Raw genomic sequence first — 21,486 nt, 5'->3', positions numbered from 1 at the left:
GTGATGGATTGAATGAAAATAGAAGCAGTTATTTTTGATTGGGCGGGTACGACAGTTGATTATGGATGTTTTGCACCACTGGAAGTATTTATGGAGATTTTCCATAAACGCGGTGTTGAAATTACTGCAGAAGAAGCTCGTAAGCCAATGGGGTTATTGAAAATTGATCATGTTAGGGCATTAACAGAGATGCCTCGTATTGCGAATGAGTGGAATCGTGTTTTCGGACAATTACCAACAGAAGCAGATATTCAGGAGATGTATGAAGAATTTGAAGAGATTCTCTTCGCTATTTTACCGCGCTATGCGTCGCCGATTAATGGAGTAAAAGAAGTGATTGCTTCTTTACGTGAAAGAGGAATTAAAATTGGTTCAACGACTGGTTATACGAGTGAAATGATGGATATTGTAGCAAGAGAAGCAGCGCTACAAGGGTATAAACCTGATTTTCTTGTAACGCCAGATGATGTTCCAGCGGGTCGTCCATATCCGTGGATGTGTTATAAAAATGCGATGGAACTTGATGTATATCCAATGAATCATATGATAAAAGTTGGAGACACGGTATCGGATATGAAAGAGGGAAGAAATGCTGGAATGTGGACAGTTGGTGTAATTCTGGGCAGTAGCGAGCTCGGTTTAACGGAAGAGGAAGTGGAGAATATGGATTCGGTAGAACTTCGTGAAAAAATAGAAGTAGTTCGCAATTGTTTCGTTGAAAATGGGGCGCACTTTACGATAGAAACGATGCAGGAACTCGAAAGCGTAATGGAACATATTGAGAAACAAGAACTTATTATTTCATAAAAGGGGAATAGGATCATGACTGAAAATCACTACTTATTATTAACACCAGGACCATTAACGACAACAAAAACGGTAAAAGAAGTTATGTTATACGATTGGTGTACGTGGGATGCTGAATATAACACGATGGTGCAAGATGTAAGAGCTAAACTTGTATCGTTAGCAACGAAGGAAGAAGAGAAATATACGACTGTTCTCATGCAAGGAAGCGGTACGTTTTCAGTTGAAGCAGTAATTGGTTCCGTTATTCCTAAAAATGGAAAGTTACTTGTTTGTACAAATGGTGCGTACGGTAAGCGAATTGTACAAATGGCAGAGATGTTACATATAGATGTGGTGGTTAGTCAAACGGAAGAATGGGAGCCTACTAATATTGCAGAAGTAGAAAAGATATTACAACAAGATAAAGGGATTACACATATTGCAGTTGTTCATTGTGAAACAACAACAGGTATTATCAATCCAATTGTAGATGTATGTAAATTAGGGAAGCAATATGGAAAAGTAACACTAGTTGATGCAATGAGTAGTTTTGGTGGTATTGAAATAGATATCGCTGAGTTGCAAATTGACTTTCTAGTTAGTAGTGCGAATAAATGTATTCAAGGGGTTCCTGGGTTTGGCTTTGTTATTGCAAAGCGCGATGAATTGTTAAAATGCAAAGGGCAGGCACGTTCATTATCATTAGATTTATATGATCAGTGGGAGACGATGGAAAATCAAAATGGTAAATGGCGTTTTACGTCACCTACACATGTTGTACACGCTTTTTATCAAGCACTACTTGAATTAGAAAAAGAGGGCGGAGTAAAAGCTCGTTACAATCGATATTATAACAATCAAAAACTATTAGTGAATAGAATGAGAGAAATCGGATTTAAGTCACTAGTAGATGAAAAATATCAGTCGCCTATTATTACATCCTTCATTTATCCAGAAGAGTGGTTTGATTTTGGGCAATTATACAATGAATTAAAGCGTGATGGCTTTGTTATTTACCCAGGTAAAATTTCAAAAGTAGATACATTCCGTATTGGAAATATCGGTGATGTACATGAGGCAGATATCAATCGCTTAGTTGATAGTATTGCTAAAGGAGTTGTTATAGGTTGAAAGTATTCTGCTTAGGTGGTGCAGGTAAAATTTGTCGTGAAGCAATTTTAGATTTAGTGCAATTTTCATCTTTTGAGACGATTACAGTAGCTGATTTTAATGAAGAAGAGGGCCTGAAAGTAGTAGAATGGCTCAACGATCCTCGTGTTGATTTTGTGAAAGTAGATGTAACAAATCATGAGGATACGGTTGCAAAAATGAAGGGCTATGACATTGTAATGGATGGCACGACGATAAAGCTAAATGGTTTGTCAACTCGATGTATTGCAGAAGCAGGCTGTCACGGTGTGAATTTGAATGGATTTGGTGAAGAAAATGACTCGCATTCTATATTTGTTCAAAACGGAAAAACATGTTTACCTGGTTTTGGTATGACGCCAGGTGTAACGCAAATGATGGCAATGCATGCAGCAAATCAGCTAGATACTGTAGAATCAGTTCGTGTCAGTCACGGTTCGTATCGTCCGATTGCTTTTTCTGCATCAATTACAGAAACAACGACATATGAATATGATCCACATTTACCATCACGTACAGTGTATGAAGATGGTGAGTTTAAGCAAGTACCTCCGTTTGCGCGTCCGAGAGAAATTGAATTACCGGCGCCTTATGGTAAGGCAACGCAGTATATAATCCCGCATTCTGAAACGATTACGTTAGCAAAAGCACTGAAAAATAAAGGCGTCAAACTGATAGAGACGAGAGGGACTTGGCCAAAGCAAAATATGCAACTCGTACGTGCGTTATATGATTACGGTATATTGCGTAATGATCAAGTTGAAATAAATGGGGAAGAAATAGGCATTATGGATTGTATTTCGAAGTATTTATTGCAATCGAAAGAGGGACAAGAAACAGAAATTTACGGTTATGCACTTCATGTAGAAGTAATAGGTATGAAAAATAATGAGAAACAAAGGCACATATTATATCATACACACCCGTTATCTGATGGATCTGTTGTAGGATGGGAAAAATTAAGAGCTTATACAAGAAACGTCGGTATTCCATTTGGGATTGCTACAGAGTTAATCGCAAATGGGAATGTAAATAAAGTCGGGGTTGTGACACCTGAGGAAGCTTTTGTAAAGCCACAAATTATTTTTGATGAACTAGTAAAGCGTGGTATTCATATTCATGAAGAAGTTTTTACTGAAAAAGAAAGTTATAACTTTGTATAAGTAAGGTAGTTTATGAGGTAGAAATCAATGGGGTGAGGCTATGTCTGTAGTAGGTGAAGAAAGAAAGCGAACCATTCTTGAGAAGGTAGAGTTTAAAGGGAAAGTAAAAGTTTCAGAGTTAGCGAGAGAATTTGCTGTATCAACAGAGACGATTCGCCGTTATTTAGAAGAATTGGATCGTGAAAAGAAGTTGAAGAAAGTGTATGGTGGTGCCGTCCAGCTTCCAGGAGCTGGAATAGAGGCACCGATGTTAGAACGAGAGATGCTACATATAGAAGAGAAGAAGAGAATTGGGTATAAAGCAGCAACGTTTGTGGAAGATGGAGATGTGATTGCGATTGATGACGGAAGTACACCACTTCAAATGGTGCCATATCTTGTCCATCGTAAAAATTTAACGATTGTAACAAGTTCATTTCCAGTAGCGACACAATTAATTTCTTCTATTAATAAAAAGATGTTTCACGGTGAAGTTTTATTTATTGGCGGAAAAGTATCTCCAAAGCACTCACGTGTGTCAGGATCTATTTCACAGCAAGTAATCCAGCAATTTCATTTTCATAAAGCATTCGTTTCGATTGATGGATTGTTACCCGGTTTTGGGGTTTCTAGTTTTGAATTAGAAAAGGCAAAACTGTCAGAAGCGATGATGAAATTAGCGGAGAAAACATATATTTTATGTGATCATACAAAAATAGGGGTAAAAGGAAATTACCGAATAGCAGCATTTTCGCGTATTCAACATGTAATTTGTGATAAGAAAATGCCTTATAGTTTTGAAGAGGAAGTCAAAAGGCATAATATTCAATGGACAATTTGCTAACTAAATTGAACTCCCACCTGATTATGAGGTGGGAGTTTTACTGTCCGCAAATAGCGGGATAAAAGATTTGGATTTATGCAAAAAGTGGACACATTTTCTCATCTCTTTCATATAATTTACCAATACAAAAAAAGTTGGTCGAAGGAAAGAAGGGAGAAGCATGTCAGAACGGATATATAATAAACTTGTATTGTATGCAAATATTTTACAAAAAATTGGTTTTATTAATGAAAAAGAAAAAAGTGAAATTCTTCATACGATAGGCAAAAAGGCCCTTTGAATAAAGGGCTTTTTATTTTTTATCTATGAAAATATAAACTTAATGTAATATTATCATTGACAATGATAATGAGATTCATTATCATTTATTTGTAGGTAATTGATAAGTATTATCAATTGTAAAAATTATATATGATAGGGGATATTATTTTGAAAAAAAGTTATATTAAGGCGCTAGTAGTAGCCACAACATTAGCAATTCCATTTGCTACATACTCTACTCCAGCGTTAGCAGCACTAAAAGCTGAAGCAAACCAGTCGGTGGCAGCAGCTAGTGAACGTACATACGATACTGAAATTAAAATATATAAGGATCAAAAAGATGAGCCATCTATGGTTTCTCAGTATATAAAAAATCCTAAAGTAGCAATTGAAGATGGGAAAAAAATTGTTACTGTAACAATACAAGATAGCGATTATTTTCAATATCTTAGAATAGAGGATAAAAACCAACCTGGTGTATTTCAAGATGTGAAAGTTTTATCAGAAGATAAGAGGAAAAATGGAACGAAAGTAGTCCAATTTGAAATTGGCGAATTTGAGAAGAAGCATAATATGCAAATGCATATACTTATTCCGGCCATCGGATATGATCACAAATATCAAGTTCAATTTGAAATTAACGATCCAACTGTAGGTGACAAAGAAACAGAGAAACCCGATGATAACTCCAATTCAGGCAATACGGAAACGGATCATCCAGTTGATAGTCAAAATATGATAACAGATAATAAATTAAGAGAACTTGTTAATAAAAAAGTATTTAATAGAAAAGATTTAAATACACCGATTACGAAAGAAGAGTTATTACAAGTAAAGGACTTGTTTTTAAATACGAATGAGATTCTTGATTATAGTGCATTAAAATATATGCCCAATTTAAAATCTTTAACAGTTGCGAATGCGAAGATAACAGATCCGTCGTTCTTTGCGAACTTAAAGCAATTAAATCATTTAGCTTTGCGAGGTAATGAATTTTCAGATGTAACGCCACTTGTTAAGATGGATAATTTAGAATCTCTTGATTTAAGTAATAATAAAATTACAAACGTTGCACCATTAGTTGAAATGAAAAATGTAAAAAGTTTATATCTATCAGGAAACCAAATAGAAGATGTAACAGCATTAGCGAAAATGGAACAACTAGGTTACTTGAATTTAGCAAATAATAAAATTACGAATGTTGCTCCATTAAGCGCGTTGAAAAATGTAACATACTTAACTTTAGCAGGTAATCAAATTGAAGATATTAAACCGTTATATTCATTACCTTTAAAAGACTTAGTATTAACGCGTAATAAGGTTAAAGATTTATCGGGTATTGATCAAATGAATCAATTAAATAAATTATTTATCGGGAAAAATCAAATTGAAGATGTGACACCACTTGTTAAAATGACTCAGCTTACAGAATTAGATTTACCTAACAATGAGTTAAAAGATATTACGCCATTATCTAGTCTAGTAAACTTACAAAAGCTTGATTTAGAAGCAAATTATATTTCAGACTTAACACCAGTTAGCAATTTGAAAAAGTTAGTATTTCTAAGTTTTGTTGCAAATGAAATCCGTGATGTTCGACCAGTTATAGAACTAAGTAAAACAGCTTATATCAATGTTCAAAACCAAAAAGTATTTTTAGAGGGTACAGAAGTAAATAAAGAAGTAAAAGTACCTGTATACGAAAAAGATGGTAAAATCTCTACAAAAATTCGTTTGAAGAGCGAAGGTGGTACGTATAGTAACGATGCAGTTATGTGGAGCACACCAGGTGAGAAAGTATATGAATTTGGTGTGAAAGATCCATTTGCGGATACAGGAATCTTCTTTACGGGATCTGTCATTCAAAATGTGGTAGAAAGTAAAGGGGATAACACTTCTAAAGAAGACAACACTTCTAAAGAAGATGAAAAAGTAGAAGTAGTGGAATTTAAAGATGTACCAAAAGGACATTGGTCAGAAGAAGCAATTAATTATTTAGCGAAAGAAAATATTTTCAAGGGATATGGAAATGGACAATTTGGATTTGGGGATAGTATTACTCGTGGACAAGTTGCGTCTTTAGTACAAAGGTACTTGAAATTAGAACATAAAGGAGAGCAGAAAGAGAGATTTACAGATACGAAAGGGCATATGTTTGAGCAAGATATTGCTACAGTTGCGCAAGCTGGCATTATGCAAGGTGATGGTACTGGGGAGTTTCGTCCAGATGGAGTATTAACTCGATATGAAATGTCTGTAGTATTGCATAAAGTATTTCAGTTAAAAGAAGATGGAAATAATAAAGTGAACTTTAAAGATGTACCAACTGGTCATTGGGCAGAAGGTTATGTGAAAACGTTAGCGGATAATAATATATCAAAAGGTGATGGAAACGGAAACTTTTTAGGTGATGATCTCGTAACACGTGAACAATATGCACAGTTTTTATATAACGCAATAACGAAATAAAAGATGAGAAAATACGTTATTCTTTGATTGAAAAAGAATAACGTATTTTTTATGTATAAAATGAAATAGAGAATAGATAGGAGTATAGACATATGAATAGCCCATTTTAAAGAAGAGGTATGAAACTATATTGACAAAAAGGCGTTCTCATGTGATAATTCAATTAAATTTTTAGAATAATCAAAAAATATTTCTTTTACATAGAAAGGATTCGAACATTATATAAATATTATGCCGGGGGTGACGAAATGTTATTTTTTCTAAAAAAATGGAATGAATTAAAAGATGTGAAATCTGAATTGGCACTTCGTGATTGGTTTTATGGTACAAAAATTAGTTTATCACTCTGTACGTCAAAAGAGCCGTTAACTTTTTTGGTAAACGTTGAGGGAAGAGATAAAGGGTTATTTTCAGAAGAAGACTTTATTGTTGTTAATTGTATGTGTGAGCCAGTATTTGAAAATGAAGAAAAACCAGCTGCAGAATCGTTTATGCATGCGGATATTTATAAAAAAAGTAGTGCAGAATGTATTTTACAAGTGCAGACTGTAGATAGCCATTTAATATCAGAGTTATATGGAGAAGAAGGGGAAGTAACATTCGATAAACGTAGCGTGGAACGTGTTTTTGGAAAAGAAGGTATAACAGAAATGTCAATTCCGATTGTAGAAGATGAGAAAAAATTCGCTGATTTATTAGAAAATAATGTACCGAATTTTATTGAAGGTGGAGGAGTAGTTCTTGTTCATAATTATGGCATGATCGTGTGGGGGAAAACTCCAGAAGAAGCGAAAAAATGGTTAGAGGGTATAGAATATTTAATGAATTACCATGTAAAGTTGTTAATGATAAAAGGTGCAAAGAGCTCTGTTATATAAAATGTTTGTGATGTCGTTACAAGTCAATAAATAAATGAAAGCGTTTTAAAAATAATTTTACTCATAAAATATAGGTCTCCTTATTATATATAGATTACATGTTGACATGTAAGGAGGAACATATTTTGCGAGTTAAATATCATTTTCTGCCAAAACAGCAAGTAACATTTTGCAAAATGAACCATTCAGGTGAAGAGGCTTTACACATTATGAATGAAACGGGATTTCGAGCAATCCCTGTGTTAGCAGAAGATGAAAAGAAATTCATGGGGATTATTTATAAAGTAGATCTTTTAGAAAAAAAGTGTAATAGTGGATTAGAGAAAGTAAGCACGGAACATATGCTGGAAGATTCCTCTGCATTTATTTTTGAAAAGGATTCTTTTTTTAGAGCATTTTATGTTATTCGTCGACTTCCATTTTTAGCTGTGCTAAATGACTATAATGAATTTGTCGGTATCTTAACGCATTCCAATATATTTGATGTTATTGAAGATTCATTTGGTATGCGGACGGGTGGTTATATATTAACAATTGCGACACAAGATTGTAAGGGAACGATTAAAGAACTTGGGACATTGTTGAAAGCTTTTAATATCGGTGGACTATTTACGCTAGATAACGGTGATCAATATATTCGCCGCGTTATCGTAAATATAGCAGATGAGTTAAATGAAAAAAGATTGAAGCAATTAATTGAAAAAATAGAGAAAAAAGGATTCAGGGTGAGCCATGTAGATTATATTTAAGGTGGAAAGGAAAGGTACCAATTTGCTATATGCAGATTGGTACCTTTTTTAGTGTGAGTAATGAATCTTATTTTGAAACAGGAGGTGGAGATAGTGCTAAATCAGATAAAAAAATAAAATCTGCATGTTCGCGAATGTTAGGAATCGAAGTTTCTATAACACGTGATGTAATTTCACCTGGAGGCCCAACGTGTCCGATAGCTACCATAATCGGTTTTTCTTGAATTTTTTTAATGAGTAATTGAGCTTGTTTTGAAATATGTGCGGCTGTATACACATCATCAAAAAATAATTGGTTTTCAATAATAGGCACTCCTAATTCTTTCCCGATTTTTGGAACGACACTCTTAGGATTTGTTTTGCTATCTAAATAAAATAAACCGTGTTTTTTACAAGCTGCAAGTATAAGCCTTACAATTCTTTCGTCCGCAGTCACTTTTGATCCCATATGATTGTTCATCCCAATTGCATGTGGTACTTCTTGGATCGCTTGTTCGAGTCGGTTATTTATTTCTTCGTCGCTTAAATCAGTTGTAATTGCTTTTGGTCCAAGCCATTCTTTTTTACCTTTAATAGGTTCCATTGGCATATGTATAATAACTTCGTGCCCTTTCTTATGAGCCGCTATCGCATCTTCCTTTGTGGAAGGGAGAAAAGGCATAACGGCAACAGTCAGTGGAATAGGAAGTGATAACATTTTATCAGTCCCCTTCATATTATTGCCAAAGTCATCAATGACAATAGCGACTTTGTTTGTATGTGCCTTTGCTTGAACAGGAAACAAGAAGGATGGTAAGAACATAGTAAATATAAGCAATGCAATCGTATATTTGCGCATATAAATAGTTCCTTTCTATTTTATCCCGCTATTTGCGAGCAGTGAGGAATGAACAAGATCCCCAATGATTAAATTTGACTTTATCAATCACCATTATGTTTTGCGTTTTTATATAAATTAAACAAAAAATGTCGAAGAAAAGTATATGGAAAATAGAGAATACGCTATTTAATTGGTATTTGTAAAAAAAGAAGATGAAAAAAATGTCTATTATTGCGAATGTATTTACAAAGATAGAATAATTTGTAATAATTCTCAAAGTGAGGGTAAAGATTTGTAAATTACAGGGAGAAAATGTTAAATTTTCTGATTCTTCAAATTCAAATATGATTAAGTAGTTAAAAGGCCGATGGAGAAGTGAAGTTGAGAGCATGGAAGTATAATAAGGGGGATATGAATGTTTACTGTAAAAAGGAAGTACACATTAGAAAAGCTTTCACGTGATATTCATATGAAACGTGAAGAAATGATTCAATTAGGTTTAACAAGTGGTTTAAATAGTATGGAGACGATTCAAGTGAGTCAAGAATTGGACAAGCTTATTTTACAGTACCAGTGTTATAAAGAAAAACAAACACCAAAATGGTTATCATTTATAAAGGTACCTATTTTTCAAATTGGGTATGAAGGAAAATCGAGTAATTTTTGGCGAATGCTTGTGGCGGGTTTTATGAAATAAGTATAATTACCCTTTTGGGAGAAGGATAATTATACTAGGTGTAACGGAATTTCGATATGAACTGTCGTTCCTTCGTGTTCTATACTGTCGATAAAAATATGCCCATTGTACATCTCTACAATTCGTTTACATATGACAAGTCCAAGACCTGTTCCAGTATCTTTATTAGTAAAGAACGGATGAAAGAGGTGTTTTTGAATATGTTTTGGAATCCCTTTTCCAGTATCTATAATTTGCAATTGTGCGTGTGTTTCATTGTTTGTTACAGAAATAGTTAGTGTATCACCAGAAGTCATGGCTTCAATTGCATTTTTTGTAATGTTTAAAACCACTTGTTTCATATGGTCTTTTGAGCAACGGATATGAACAGGATGGTCTGGTAAATGTAAATGGAATACAATGTTATGTAGATTCGCCTCAGATTGAATAATTAATGCTACCTCATTTAGAATGTTTCTCACATCATATGTTTGTTCAATGATTGCAGTTGGCTTTCCAAGAATAAGAAATTCGCTTACAATTTCATTAATCCGTTCTATTTCTTGTTCGATGACGGAAAAATAGAACTGGTCTTGTTCATCTTTATATTTCTCTTTTAATAGAGCGACAAGTCCTTTAATTCCGGTAAGGGGATTACGGATTTCGTGGGCTGTACTAGCTGCAAAAGTGCCAACCAATTCAATTTTTTGTAGTTCATTTTGTTGTCTTTCCAGTTTTGTTTGCCGTTTTAACAACATATATTGAGCAAGTAAAAATAAAATAGACATTAAAAATAAAGTAGCTATACACTCTATTGCAACCCACTGGTATAAGGTTTTTTGATGGATAGGCAATGGAGAAACAGAGACCTTCCAATTTAATCTTTGGAGTGGGGTAGTAAGCATATTAGAATGTGCATCACTTGTTTCGTTATTGTCATCGGTTAGAAAAACTACATCATATTTATCAGTTACTTCAAAGTGGTATTGTGGCTTAATGGCATTTAAAGATGCTGAAATGTAGTCAAAGCGTAAACTTGCTAACAATAAGCCTGATAGCGACTTCTGTTTATTGAAAATGGGAGAAGCAATCATAATAGCTTGATGTCCAAGAACACGATCTGTAATGACTGATGATACAGTTGTTTTCTTCGTCTGTAACGCGTCTTGAATATATTTACGATCTGAGACATCAACAGGTGGTCGGTCGCCTTCGGATGCGATTGTAATGATGCCTTCTGGTGTAGCGTAATATAGACCAGAAAAACGTGCATCGTTTCCATCTGTATCATGTACAATTTGTTTCACACCATTTATATTTCCAGTCTCGGTTCCTACGACCTTTGAGAGCATTTCTAATGCGGAAATCGCTTCACCAAGGTGATGATCTAAATAGTCTCTATATAAAAAGAGAACCGTGTGAGCAGATAGTTTATTTTCCTGCTTCATTTTATATGAATGATATGAATAAAATGTAGCACCAATCCCTATCGTTGGTAGGATAACAAGCAATATATATAAAACTATGCTGTGGAATTTGAATTTCAAATTTGGTACTCCTTCTTTTTTATTATCATTATATATAAACTATGTTAAAATTGTCATGTTTTTATTCAAGAATCATTCATAATATATTTGGGGAGAGGAAATGAATGAGTGAATACTCATTCGGAATTTACATGAAGCACTAAGCTGTTTTTTCTTTTTATTACTGAGAATTTAAGTGAAGGGTTGAAAGTTGTATGACATCAAATAATGAACGAGAAGATATTTCTCAATCTCTAAAAGTATTTATTGCATTATCTCGTGTACATCGTTCTGTTATGGATATTACAAATAAATCTATACAAAGTAACGGGTTAAATCCAACTGAATTTGCTGTATTAGAACTGCTATATCATAAAGGCGGTCAACCACTTCAGCAAATTGGTGAGCGTATTTTAATAGCTAGTGGCAGCATTACATATGTTGTAGATAAGCTAGAGAAAAAGGGACTAGTAAAAAGAATTCCGTGCCCGAATGACAGACGTGTTATTTATGCTCAATTAACTGAGTCTGGAGAGAACTTTATTGCTTCTATTTTTCCAGGGCATGAACAAGTTATACATCAGTCTTTTGAAATGTTAACGAAAGAGGAAAAGGATGAATTACTTGATCTATTAAAAAAGATTGGAAAGTATGAAAAGTAATAGTATGTTCCAAAGGAGCTTTGGATAACGAAATCCAAGGCTTTTTTGTTTACATGTAATTATGACAATAGCTGCCGTATTTTGTTGAAGAATAAGAGGAGATTTGTAAGTAAGCATTGAATTATAGTAAGGATACATATAATGGAGAGGAGGCTCGTTCATGTCATTTAAAGACTATGAATATAAACGGCCAAATATTGAAGAATTAAAAGAGAAGTTTACTGTTGCTTTAGAGAAGTTTGATAACGCCAAAACTGTAGAAGAACAAAAACAAGTCATCAATTCAATTAACGAAATTCGCAACGACTTCGGTACAATGGGGAATCTTTGTTACATTCGTCATTCTGTTGATACGACAGATGTTTTTTATAAGGAAGAGCAGGATTTCTTTGATGAATTCTCTCCAGTTGTACAAGGATATGGTACAAAGTATTATAATGCGTTAATACATTCTCCATTCCGTGAAGAATTAGAAGCGTATTATGGAAAGCAATTATTTGCTTTAGCGGAGTGTGATTTGAAAACATATTCTGATGAAGTCGTGAAAGATTTACAATTAGAGAATAAATTGTCTTCACAATATACACAGTTATTAGCATCTGCAAAAATTGACTTTGCAGGAGAAGAAAGAACGTTATCACAGCTTATTCCATTTATGCAAGGGAAAGAAAGAAGTGAACGTAAAGTAGCAAGTGAAGCATATTACGGATTTTTAGCTGAGAATGAGGAAGAGTTAGATCGTATTTATGACGAGCTTGTTAAAGTGAGAACGAAAATCGCCAAATCTTTAGGTTTCAAAAACTTTGTTGAACTTGGATATGCAAGAATGTACCGTACAGATTATAATGCGGAAATGGTGGCGAATTATCGTCAGCAAGTACTTGATTATATCGTTCCAGTTACAACGGAATTAAGAAAACGACAACAAGCACGTATCGGTGTAGAGAAGTTAGCGTATTACGACGAAAACTTTGAGTTTGCTACTGGTAATCCAACTCCAAAAGGAGATGCGGATTGGATTGTTAATCATGGGAAAACGATGTATAAAGAGTTATCGGCTGAAACGGATGAATTTTTCAATTTCATGCTAGATAATGATTTATTAGATTTAGTTGCGAAAAAAGGAAAAGCTGGTGGCGGATATTGTACATATATTGAGAATTATAAAGCTCCATTTATTTTCTCAAACTTCAACGGAACATCTGGCGACATTGATGTATTAACACATGAAGCTGGTCATGCTTTCCAAGTATATGAAAGCCGTAAGTTTGAAATTCCAGAATACAATTGGCCAACGTATGAAGCATGTGAAATTCATTCTATGAGTATGGAATTCTTTACATGGCCATGGATGAAGTCATTCTTTGAAGAAGATGCAGATAAATATTATTTCTCTCACTTAAGTTCAGCGCTTCTGTTTTTACCGTATGGTGTATCTGTTGATGAATATCAACATTATGTATATGAAAATCCAGAAGCATCACCAGAAGAGCGCAAGACAGCATGGCGTAATATAGAGAAAAAGTATTTGCCGCATCGTGATTATGAAGATAATGATTATTTAGAGCGTGGTGGATTCTGGCAACGTCAAGGGCATATTTATAGCTCGCCGTTCTACTATATCGACTACACGTTAGCACAAATTTGTGCGTTGCAATTTTGGAAACGTGCAAGAGATAATAGACAAGAGGCGTGGGAAGATTATGTAAATCTGTGCCAACAAGGTGGAAGTAAATCATTCTTGGAATTAGTAGAAGTTGCAAATTTAACATCACCATTTGCTGAAGGTTGTGTGAAAAGTGTCATTACAGAAATAGAAGCATGGCTACATGCGATTGACGACACAAAATTGTAAAAAACATGCGCTTTTTTTCACATGTTTAACATCGACATAACGAGAAAATGATGAGATAATAAAAGAAAATTCAGAATACTAAAAGGTGTTTCTAATAAGGAGCACCTTTTTTCACCAACAAAAAGGGGGGAAAGAAGTATGCTTCAATCTAATATGGATGTGAGTTTAGAAAGTTTGGTGAACTCATTACAGTCTACTCGAAGCACGCTATTATCAGAAATTGAAATGTTAAATGATACAGAAGTGAATGTAAAGCCACGCCGTGATAAATGGAGTATTATTCAAATTTTGCATCACTTGCACTTAATTGAACAATCAGTTACGTCTGCCCTTGTATATGCTTTACAAAAAAATGAAAGAAATACGACTCCATTTAAAGATCTCCAACTTACGCTTGATCGCACACATAAACGAGAAGCTCCTCAGCAAATGCAACCAACAGAAACGTTAATGAAAAAACAGCAAGGAATTCAATTACTAGAACATTCACGACAAGAACTATTACATGCGCTTCATAGTGTGATAGATGAAAAAGATCTATTTGAAAATGGATTAAAGCATCCGGTTTTTAATGATCTGAATTTGTATCAGTGGGTTCAATTTCTTGATTTGCATGAACAAAGACATCTTACGCAGTTAAAAGAGGCGAAACACGCAATTTTACAGCGATAATTAGAAGGAAGTGGGAGACCACTTCTTTTTTGATACGTGCATAGTTTTCTTTCTTATTTTGGAATACTACATGGAGAAAGAAAAGAAGGAGTTGAAAAGTATGTCCAACAAAAAGAAAGAAGAAGAGCGCGCTTGGAAAGCACGTAAAGAAAATCAAAAACCACATGGAAAAGTGAAAGCCTTTGCTGAATTAGTTGAAGGAACAGAAAAAACGTGATGATTATTTCATCACGTTTTTTGTATGAGTGGAAAAGTTAATAAGAAGGTTGTACCAGTCCCTTTTTCGCTTATAATATCAATTTTTCCATTCATAGCTTGCACAACACTGAATACGACCATCATTCCAAGACCAGTCCCTTTTTCTTTCGTTGAGTAGAAAGGGGATCCAAGGCGTTTTACTTGTTCTTGATCCATACCAACTCCTGTATCTTTTATATATAACTGAATACGCTTATGATCAGGAACTAATGTGAAATAAAGATCACCGCCTTTTGGCATGGCCTCAATGCAGTTTTTTAAAATATTTAACAAGCATTGATTTAGTTTTTGTTTTTCTCCCGCGATAAAAAAAGAAGTGCTTTGCTTTATATAATGAGTACGCACATTTGCTAAATTAGCAAGCGGTGTAATTAACGCTAATGCGTGTAGTAGTTCTTCTTCTAACTGTAATGTTTGTTCTTTTTCAATACTTGGTTTTGCAAAGGTTAAATAATCTGTAAGAACGTGATTTGCTTGTTCGATTCCGTTGATGGCTATATCGATATATAATTTTCGCTCCTGTTCAGTGCATGTATCTGATTGTAAAAGTTGCAAAAACCCTTTCGTTGAAGTTAATGGATTGCGAATTTCATGAGAGATAGAAGCTGCCATTTCACCAATTAAATGGAATTTTTCAGCATTCATAAGTTCGTTTTGTAGACGAACTTGAGTTTGTAATATATGTAGTAAATATAAAATAAGGATTGTACCAAGTATCGTACATAACTCATACACAATAATATGTGGTATATAATCAGACTTATTTGTAACTTTTGAAAGAAAGAATGGTATCCAACTAAAGCCGTATGTGAGACTGTAGATAATAGCAAGTGTTATTTTTATACGATTAGAAGTTCGATTGAAAACTTTGTATGTAAATAGTAGGACAATAAATAGAAGGATAGAACCGATAAGCGATGGAAAAACACCTATTCCTCCTAATAAGAAGCGGTATATATTTAATACAATTAATATAGATCCACCGGCAATAGGACCTCCTGTTAATGTACCGACAATTAATACGATATGGCGCATATCAAATTGAAATCCATAATTTGTTTTTGCTCCGAAAGTAATACATAGTATGGTAGCGAGGCAACATAATGCAATAAATATAGCTGAATTTAATTTAGGAGAACGTTTCCCTTTTTGATTCCAAAATAAATGGTATACGAGCATGGTAACAAGGATGAATAATATATTTAAAAAGAGATAAATAATAAAGGGTTTCAGTGGGGTGCCTCCTCTCTTCTCACATTAAATTAATCATACTATAAAATGAAAGAAATGAAATGAGAAATAGCGGAAAAATCAGAAATTTTTTCTGGTAGTATACAATATGTTACAATAAGCTTTGTCAATGAAAGAAGGAATTCCGTGCAATGCACGGGAGAGGTTCGCGAACTCCCTCTATAAAAAACTATGGAAACAACAATATCTTTAGGTATTGTTTTGTTTTTTTATTGTGACAGTTCAAGAACGTTCTTTCTTCTTATTCGTAGTAGAGAAGGAGAATGAGTGAAATGAAAAAAGAAAAGGCAGTTGTTGTTTTTAGTGGAGGGCAAGATAGTACGACATGTTTATTTTGGGCAATAGAGCAGTTTGCAGAAGTAGAGGCTGTAACGTTTAATTACAATCAACGTCATAAGTTAGAAATTGATTGCGCAGCAGAAATTGCAAAAGAGCTAGGAATTAAACATACGGTACTAGATATGAGTCTATTAAATCAACTTGCTCCAAATGCGTTAACGAGAACGGATCTGGAGATTACACATGAAGAAGGTGAATTGCCATCGACGTTTGTAGATGGACGAAATTTACTATTCTTATCATTTGCTGCTGTATTAGCAAAACAAGTTGGGGCACGTCATATTGTAACGGGTGTATGTGAAACTGATTTTAGTGGTTATCCAGATTGCCGTGACGTGTTTGTGAAATCGTTAAACGTTACTTTAAATTTATCCATGGATTATCCGTTCGTAATTCATACACCACTTATGTGGATTGATAAAGCGGAAACATGGAAATTATCAGATGAACTTGGAGCATTCGAGTTTGTTCGAGAAAAAACATTAACATGTTATAACGGAATCATTGGTGATGGTTGCGGTGAATGTCCAGCATGTCAACTTCGTAAAGCAGGATTAGATACGTACCTGCAAGAGCGTGAAGGAGCGAGTAACTAATGGATAACTTCTTTGGATTTCGCATCGTAGAAAATTTGCAAAAAATGGACAAGGATATTCAGCGTAAGCAGCTTAAATATCATAATAAAAGAGTAATGGTCAGCAAGGAATTTACATTTGATGCAGCACACCATTTGCACTGTTATGAAGGGAAATGTAAAAACTTACATGGTCACACATATAAAGTTGTATTTGGGATTAGTGGATATGTAAATGAAATCGGTCTTGCGATTGACTTTGGAGATATAAAAGAAATTTGGAAGAATGAAATAGAAATCTATTTAGACCATCGTTATTTAAACGAAACGTTACCAGCAATGAATACGACTGCTGAAAACATGGTCGTTTGGATTTACGAAAAGATGGCAGAAGCATTAATAAAAGATAATCGTGCGAACGAATATAAAGGAGCTCGTGTTGAATTTGTTCGTCTTTTCGAGACGCCAACTAGTTATGCGGAAGTAAGACGGGAGTGGATGCTCGATGAGTAAAATCCCTGTTTTAGAAATATTTGGTCCGACTATTCAAGGTGAAGGAATGGTTGTGGGACAAAAGACGATGTTTATCCGTACAGCTGGCTGTGATTATAGCTGTGCTTGGTGTGATTCTGCTTTTACTTGGGATGGATCGGCTAAAGATCAAATTAGACAGATGACAGCAGAGGACGTTTGGAATGAGCTTGTAGAAATTGGTGGCGAAAATTTTTCTCATGTTACGATTTCAGGTGGAAATCCAGCGTTGCTGAAAAATATTGAGTTTCTTCTTTCTATATTAAAAGAGAATGGAATGCGAACGGCAATTGAAACGCAAGGGAGTAAATGGCAAGATTGGTTACTTCAAATTGATGAGATAACGATTTCTCCAAAACCACCAAGTTCGGCAATGAATACTGATTTTCAGAAGTTAGATGCTGTGATTCAGAAACTAGCAGGAAAAGATATTAGTTTAAAAGTAGTAGTATTTGACGATCAAGATTTTGAATATGCAGTTAAGATGCACGAACGTTATCCAAATGTGCCATTTTTCTTACAAGTAGGGAATGATGATACAAAAACAGTGGATGATGCGATGTTGATTAAAAAATTATTAGATAAGTATGAGTGGCTTATTGATAAAGCTGTAAATTGTAAAGAGATGAATGATGCAAAAGTATTGCCGCAGCTTCATGCGTTAGTATGGGGAAATAAACGCGGAGTATAATGAGAAGGGATGTTTAAAATGGCAGGAAGATTAGATGAAGATTTAAAAGATGTAACGTTACTAGGAAATCAAAATACAAAATATTTATTTGAATATAGCCCAGAAATTTTAGAGGTATTTGATAATAATCATCCAAACCGTGATTATTTTGTGAAATTCAATTGCCCTGAATTTACAAGCTTATGTCCGAAAACAGGTCAACCAGATTTTGCAACAATTTATATTAGCTACATTCCAGAACAAAGAATGGTAGAGAGTAAATCTTTAAAGTTATATTTATTTAGTTTCCGCAATCACGGTGATTTCCATGAAGATTGCATGAACGTTATTATGAATGATTTAATTAAATTAATGGATCCACGTTATATTGAGGTATGGGGTAAATTCACACCACGTGGAGGGATTTCAATTGATCCTTACTGCAACTACGGTCGCCCAGGAACGAAGTATGAACAAATGGCAGACTACCGCATGATGAACCATGATCTATATCCAGAAACAATTGATAATCGTTAATATATAATAGAAAGAAAGGATCTGTATAACATACAGATCCTTTCTTTCTATTATATTATGCATTTTGATTAATGACAGTATAGTTTTTATGACTCACAACTGTAAGAGGTTCCATATCTAGTTCTCTAAAATTTTCCATAATTGTTATATCTACAATAACGGAGTTTTGATTTACTTTTTGAACACGGCCTTGCATTCCACCTTTAAATTCAATGATATCTCCAGTTTCTGCGATCTGCATAAGCAACTCTCCTTGTTACAGTTTTCCCAAAAAAGAGTAATTTTGGTTTTTTTATTTCCTCTTATTTTGAACCATATTGTCCATTTTGTAAATGTTTCCAAAGTAAAAATTCGAAAAATATTCACATTTTGTAAGAAAATATGCAATAACTCCATGTTAATAGAAAAAAAAAACGGTTTAAATGCAGACATCTTTATATAGGGGTATAATAAAAAAACATACAATAACCTACTAAAGTGGGAGAAATTAGAGGCGGTAAAATGATGTTTGAATTTGTGGGGAGTGTTATAGCATTAACTTTATTTGGATTTTCTTATATAAATTTAAAAAAGATTCGTCATCATGAAACGACTACATATTTTGATGGGATGGATGGTATACATACTGGGGTCACAAATGAGAGTGGCGGGGATATGTAAAGGTGTATAACTTTCTTTTTTTTGCGTGGTATGATATTTAAAAATAGTACATAATAGAGTTCGTAAGTGATGAATGGAGAGTGGAAAGAATGAAGATTTCTTTTATTCGTCATGGTCGCTTAGATCGTACTATAGAACCAATGACGGTTACATCCTTTCGTGAATGGATGAAAGGATATGACTTACATACTATAACAGAAAAAGCACCTATACCAATGGAAACAAAGGAAGCGGTTGAAGCAGCAAAATTGATTGTAACGAGTGATCAAAGGTGTGCTGTACAGTCAGCAGCTGAATTAGTGGATTCTTTATCTTTTATGCAAAATGCTCTTTTTAGGGAAGCTGAAGTTCCGACGAGTTTTTATGCTCCAAAATGGTTGAAGTGTAAACCTAATGTATGGATGTTTATCGGACGAACTGTATGGATACTTGGTTACCATAAAGATGTGGAGTCTTATAAGGAAGTAAGGGAGAGGGCAAAGCAAGCGGCTTACTTATTACATCGTTACGCTCTCGTACATGGAAGCATAGCTCTTGTAGGTCATAATTATGTGAATGTAATGATTGGTGCGGAACTGAGAGCGATGAGGTGGTCTGGTACGCCTATTTTGAACAGAGAGCCATGGGGATGTACAACATATACGTTTCACGAGGCGATGAATGGAAATGTATTGAATACGAATTTAACATAAAAGCACACGATTTATATAAATCGTGTGCTTTCTTTTTAAGATATAGAAACTTTGATGTTTAATGTTTTTACGAGATGTGCATAAGGTTCGCCTACGAGCATAACAATTTGATCCTTTTTATAACCTAGTTTTTCGTATAGTGAATAGGCACGTTTGTTTTCTAAATTAACAAGTAATGCGATTTTTTCATACACCTGTTCAGTTGCATAGATTTCAGCAGCTTCAATTAATTTAGAACCAATTCCTTTTCCGCCATATGCACTTGAAACTGATAATGTATCAATGTAATATTCATCAAGCTCAGCTTCTTTTTCTAACGTAATCGATTCATCTTTATGTAATTCTCTTAAGTGATGTACAATTGGTGCATCAAGCATTGTTGCTTCACTACCATGATAAGCGACAATAACTCCAACTGCATCCCCGTCGTGTTCATATACAAAACAGTTTTCGTAGCTCAGTCGATTTCGCTCTTTTGAGAACCATGTTTCAAGTCCTAGTAATACTTCTGTCTCAACAGTGCTACCTGTGATTTTTTCAGCAATTTCGTGCAGAGCGTTATACAATAAAGGCGCTACCAGCTTCGCATCGGTCTTTTTTGCTTTCCGAATCATAGTATCCCTCCTAGTTCTATTTATATATTGTAGCATAGTGGTATGAAACTTTGCATAATTGAATGTCGAAATGTTTGATATAGAGAAGTAGCTATGTTAGTATATGATATTTAGTGGACATATAGTAAAGTGATATCTTTTGCGAAATATTGAAAATGAAATGAAGGTATAGCATCTGGATAATTTTACAGTTGTTGACCTAAAGAATATACGATAAAATAAAATATTGCATAGAGGTGAAATACATGGATAAAGAATTAGCAAATGCAATTTTAGATCAGCTGAAAAATGGTGAAATAAAGGAGTACGTTGTTACGAAAGATGTATTTTATACGTTCAGAGAAGTTGTAGTAAGTCGAGAAGATTTTAAACATATTATTGGGAACGCGCAGCGCGGCGGACAAGTAATTTATACATATTCAGAAACGCCACGTTCGTAACTAGAAGAATATAGGGGAGGAGAATTATGGGCGATTTTAAACAAGGCATATTACCGCATTGGGAGTATATGTGGAAAGATAGAGCAGGAAATAGGTTTATGGGGATGGTTATGTACCCAGAGAAACGAAAGTGTTCGGCAAAAATGCTGCAGAAAATAAAAAGAGCATATGAAGAGGCTATAGAAATTAAAGTAACTGTACAAGTTCAACATACATATCAGTACGTAGAAGGAATGATTGTGTACTTTGATGAAGAAGCTCCTGTATGTACAATGATTGATAAAGATGAAAATCCACATCATATATTTGTAAAAGATATTTTGCGTATTGAGCACTCTGAATAATCTTTTCATAAATAAGTTGAATTTCCATAATAATAATCTTTTTCTATAATAGTTATCTTTTAGTATGTAACGCGAACCGAAAGT

25 protein-coding genes and 1 riboswitch are annotated in these 21,486 nt (G+C 34.3%); of the genes, 20 read left to right on the top strand and 5 right to left on the bottom strand.

Going from position 1 to position 21,486, the window contains the following annotated elements; translation table 11 throughout:
• The first annotated feature begins 12 nt into the window (after positions 1-12).
• From phnX to cbpA, 7 genes are all read left to right on the top strand, one after another.
• A complete protein-coding gene (phnX, locus tag K5S59_RS07570) occupies positions 13-807 on the top strand; it encodes a phosphonoacetaldehyde hydrolase (protein WP_000687368.1) in 795 nt (264 codons plus the stop codon).
• 15 nt (positions 808-822) lie between these two features.
• On the top strand, positions 823-1,920 hold the full coding sequence (gene phnW / locus K5S59_RS07565) for a 2-aminoethylphosphonate--pyruvate transaminase (protein WP_098258837.1): 1,098 nt from the start codon (positions 823-825) through the stop codon (positions 1,918-1,920).
• Positions 1,917-3,101 (top strand): saccharopine dehydrogenase family protein, encoded by a 1,185-nt coding sequence (locus K5S59_RS07560; RefSeq protein ID WP_000862147.1) that lies wholly within the window; start codon positions 1,917-1,919, stop codon positions 3,099-3,101. Before phnW ends, K5S59_RS07560 begins: the two co-directional genes overlap by 4 nt.
• Positions 3,102-3,141: 40 nt before the next feature.
• Positions 3,142-3,924 (top strand): DeoR/GlpR family DNA-binding transcription regulator, encoded by a 783-nt coding sequence (locus K5S59_RS07555; RefSeq protein WP_000117660.1) that lies wholly within the window; start codon positions 3,142-3,144, stop codon positions 3,922-3,924.
• A gap of 429 nt (positions 3,925-4,353) precedes the next feature.
• A complete protein-coding gene (locus K5S59_RS07550) occupies positions 4,354-6,654 on the top strand; it encodes an NEAT domain-containing leucine-rich repeat protein (RefSeq protein ID WP_000750361.1) in 2,301 nt (766 codons plus the stop codon).
• Between the two features lie 248 nt (positions 6,655-6,902).
• Positions 6,903-7,532 carry a class II aldolase/adducin family protein gene (locus K5S59_RS07545; RefSeq protein WP_097845404.1) on the top strand — a complete coding sequence of 210 codons (630 nt, stop codon included), beginning with the start codon at positions 6,903-6,905 and terminating at the stop codon, positions 7,530-7,532.
• A 125-nt stretch (positions 7,533-7,657) separates the two neighbouring features.
• Positions 7,658-8,281, top strand: a complete 624-nt coding sequence (gene cbpA, locus K5S59_RS07540) for a cyclic di-AMP binding protein CbpA (protein ID WP_001264221.1) — start codon at positions 7,658-7,660, stop codon at positions 8,279-8,281.
• A gap of 67 nt (positions 8,282-8,348) precedes the next feature.
• Here the strand turns inward: cbpA and K5S59_RS07535 are convergent, their stop codons facing one another.
• Positions 8,349-9,119, bottom strand: a complete 771-nt coding sequence (locus K5S59_RS07535; protein WP_001234115.1) for a divergent polysaccharide deacetylase family protein — start codon at positions 9,117-9,119, stop codon at positions 8,349-8,351.
• Positions 9,120-9,516: 397 nt separating this feature from the next.
• Here K5S59_RS07535 and K5S59_RS07530 point away from each other — a divergent pair, with 397 nt between their 5' ends.
• A complete protein-coding gene (locus K5S59_RS07530; protein WP_000495529.1) occupies positions 9,517-9,798 on the top strand; it encodes an aspartyl-phosphate phosphatase Spo0E family protein in 282 nt (93 codons plus the stop codon).
• A gap of 29 nt (positions 9,799-9,827) precedes the next feature.
• Here K5S59_RS07530 and K5S59_RS07525 read toward each other — a convergent pair whose 3' ends face one another.
• Complete coding sequence (locus K5S59_RS07525; protein ID WP_000669143.1) at positions 9,828-11,324, bottom strand: DUF3149 domain-containing protein; 1,497 nt, start codon at positions 11,322-11,324, stop codon at positions 9,828-9,830.
• Between the two features lie 194 nt (positions 11,325-11,518).
• Here K5S59_RS07525 and K5S59_RS07520 point away from each other — a divergent pair, with 194 nt between their 5' ends.
• The 4 genes from K5S59_RS07520 (at position 11,519) to K5S59_RS07505 (ending at position 14,709) form a co-directional block, all read left to right on the top strand.
• A complete protein-coding gene (locus K5S59_RS07520) occupies positions 11,519-11,965 on the top strand; it encodes a MarR family winged helix-turn-helix transcriptional regulator (protein WP_000203334.1) in 447 nt (148 codons plus the stop codon).
• A gap of 160 nt (positions 11,966-12,125) precedes the next feature.
• Positions 12,126-13,820: a M3 family oligoendopeptidase gene (locus K5S59_RS07515; protein WP_000008589.1), complete on the top strand. Its 1,695-nt coding sequence runs from the start codon at positions 12,126-12,128 to the stop codon at positions 13,818-13,820.
• Between the two features lie 138 nt (positions 13,821-13,958).
• The gene (locus K5S59_RS07510) at positions 13,959-14,492 is read left to right on the top strand and encodes a DinB family protein (protein ID WP_000941963.1); all 534 of its coding nucleotides are present in this window, start codon (positions 13,959-13,961) and stop codon (positions 14,490-14,492) included.
• 100 nt (positions 14,493-14,592) lie between these two features.
• On the top strand, positions 14,593-14,709 hold the full coding sequence (locus K5S59_RS07505) for a DUF6254 family protein (RefSeq protein ID WP_000066280.1): 117 nt from the start codon (positions 14,593-14,595) through the stop codon (positions 14,707-14,709).
• A gap of 11 nt (positions 14,710-14,720) precedes the next feature.
• On the opposite strand, the gene kinB is transcribed toward K5S59_RS07505, so the two are convergent.
• Complete coding sequence (gene kinB, locus K5S59_RS07500; RefSeq protein WP_002070958.1) at positions 14,721-15,929, bottom strand: sporulation sensor histidine kinase KinB; 1,209 nt, start codon at positions 15,927-15,929, stop codon at positions 14,721-14,723.
• Positions 15,930-16,136: 207 nt separating this feature from the next.
• Positions 16,137-16,180, top strand: a riboswitch (PreQ1 riboswitch).
• Positions 16,181-16,273: 93 nt separating this feature from the next.
• On the opposite strand from kinB, the gene queC reads away from it, so the two are divergent.
• The 4 genes from queC to queF are packed head-to-tail and all read left to right on the top strand — an operon-like array spanning position 16,274 to position 18,652.
• A complete protein-coding gene (queC, locus tag K5S59_RS07495; RefSeq protein ID WP_000711591.1) occupies positions 16,274-16,936 on the top strand; it encodes a 7-cyano-7-deazaguanine synthase QueC in 663 nt (220 codons plus the stop codon).
• Complete coding sequence (gene queD / locus K5S59_RS07490) at positions 16,936-17,427, top strand: 6-carboxytetrahydropterin synthase QueD (RefSeq protein WP_000368410.1); 492 nt, start codon at positions 16,936-16,938, stop codon at positions 17,425-17,427. Before queC ends, queD begins: the two co-directional genes overlap by 1 nt.
• Positions 17,420-18,136, top strand: coding sequence for a 7-carboxy-7-deazaguanine synthase QueE (gene queE / locus K5S59_RS07485; RefSeq protein WP_000036276.1), 717 nt, complete (start codon positions 17,420-17,422; stop codon positions 18,134-18,136). The genes queD and queE overlap by 8 nt, the downstream gene beginning before the upstream one ends.
• A gap of 18 nt (positions 18,137-18,154) precedes the next feature.
• On the top strand, positions 18,155-18,652 hold the full coding sequence (gene queF / locus K5S59_RS07480) for a preQ(1) synthase (protein WP_000918895.1): 498 nt from the start codon (positions 18,155-18,157) through the stop codon (positions 18,650-18,652).
• A gap of 55 nt (positions 18,653-18,707) precedes the next feature.
• Here queF and K5S59_RS07475 read toward each other — a convergent pair whose 3' ends face one another.
• Positions 18,708-18,893: a YkvS family protein gene (locus K5S59_RS07475; RefSeq protein WP_001165081.1), complete on the bottom strand. Its 186-nt coding sequence runs from the start codon at positions 18,891-18,893 to the stop codon at positions 18,708-18,710.
• A gap of 260 nt (positions 18,894-19,153) precedes the next feature.
• On the opposite strand from K5S59_RS07475, the gene K5S59_RS07470 reads away from it, so the two are divergent.
• Together K5S59_RS07470 and K5S59_RS07465 are read left to right on the top strand one after the other, a co-directional pair.
• Positions 19,154-19,312, top strand: coding sequence for a hypothetical protein (locus K5S59_RS07470; protein WP_000971065.1), 159 nt, complete (start codon positions 19,154-19,156; stop codon positions 19,310-19,312).
• Between the two features lie 89 nt (positions 19,313-19,401).
• Positions 19,402-20,004 carry a histidine phosphatase family protein gene (locus tag K5S59_RS07465; protein WP_098258842.1) on the top strand — a complete coding sequence of 201 codons (603 nt, stop codon included), beginning with the start codon at positions 19,402-19,404 and terminating at the stop codon, positions 20,002-20,004.
• A gap of 35 nt (positions 20,005-20,039) precedes the next feature.
• Here the strand turns inward: K5S59_RS07465 and K5S59_RS07460 are convergent, their stop codons facing one another.
• Positions 20,040-20,618, bottom strand: a complete 579-nt coding sequence (locus K5S59_RS07460) for a GNAT family N-acetyltransferase (protein WP_000619535.1) — start codon at positions 20,616-20,618, stop codon at positions 20,040-20,042.
• 245 nt (positions 20,619-20,863) lie between these two features.
• On the opposite strand from K5S59_RS07460, the gene K5S59_RS07455 reads away from it, so the two are divergent.
• Positions 20,864-21,058 (top strand): hypothetical protein, encoded by a 195-nt coding sequence (locus K5S59_RS07455; RefSeq protein WP_000356682.1) that lies wholly within the window; start codon positions 20,864-20,866, stop codon positions 21,056-21,058.
• 26 nt (positions 21,059-21,084) lie between these two features.
• Positions 21,085-21,402, top strand: coding sequence for a hypothetical protein (locus K5S59_RS07450; RefSeq protein ID WP_120449720.1), 318 nt, complete (start codon positions 21,085-21,087; stop codon positions 21,400-21,402).
• The last annotated feature ends 84 nt before the right edge of the window (positions 21,403-21,486 follow it).

Source organism: Bacillus sp. BML-BC051 (assembly GCF_019656175.1).
Taxonomy (GTDB): domain Bacteria; phylum Bacillota; class Bacilli; order Bacillales; family Bacillaceae_G; genus Bacillus_A; species Bacillus_A mobilis.
Note: the sequence above shows the minus strand (reverse complement) of the source record. Positions and strands in the feature narration are given on the sequence as shown.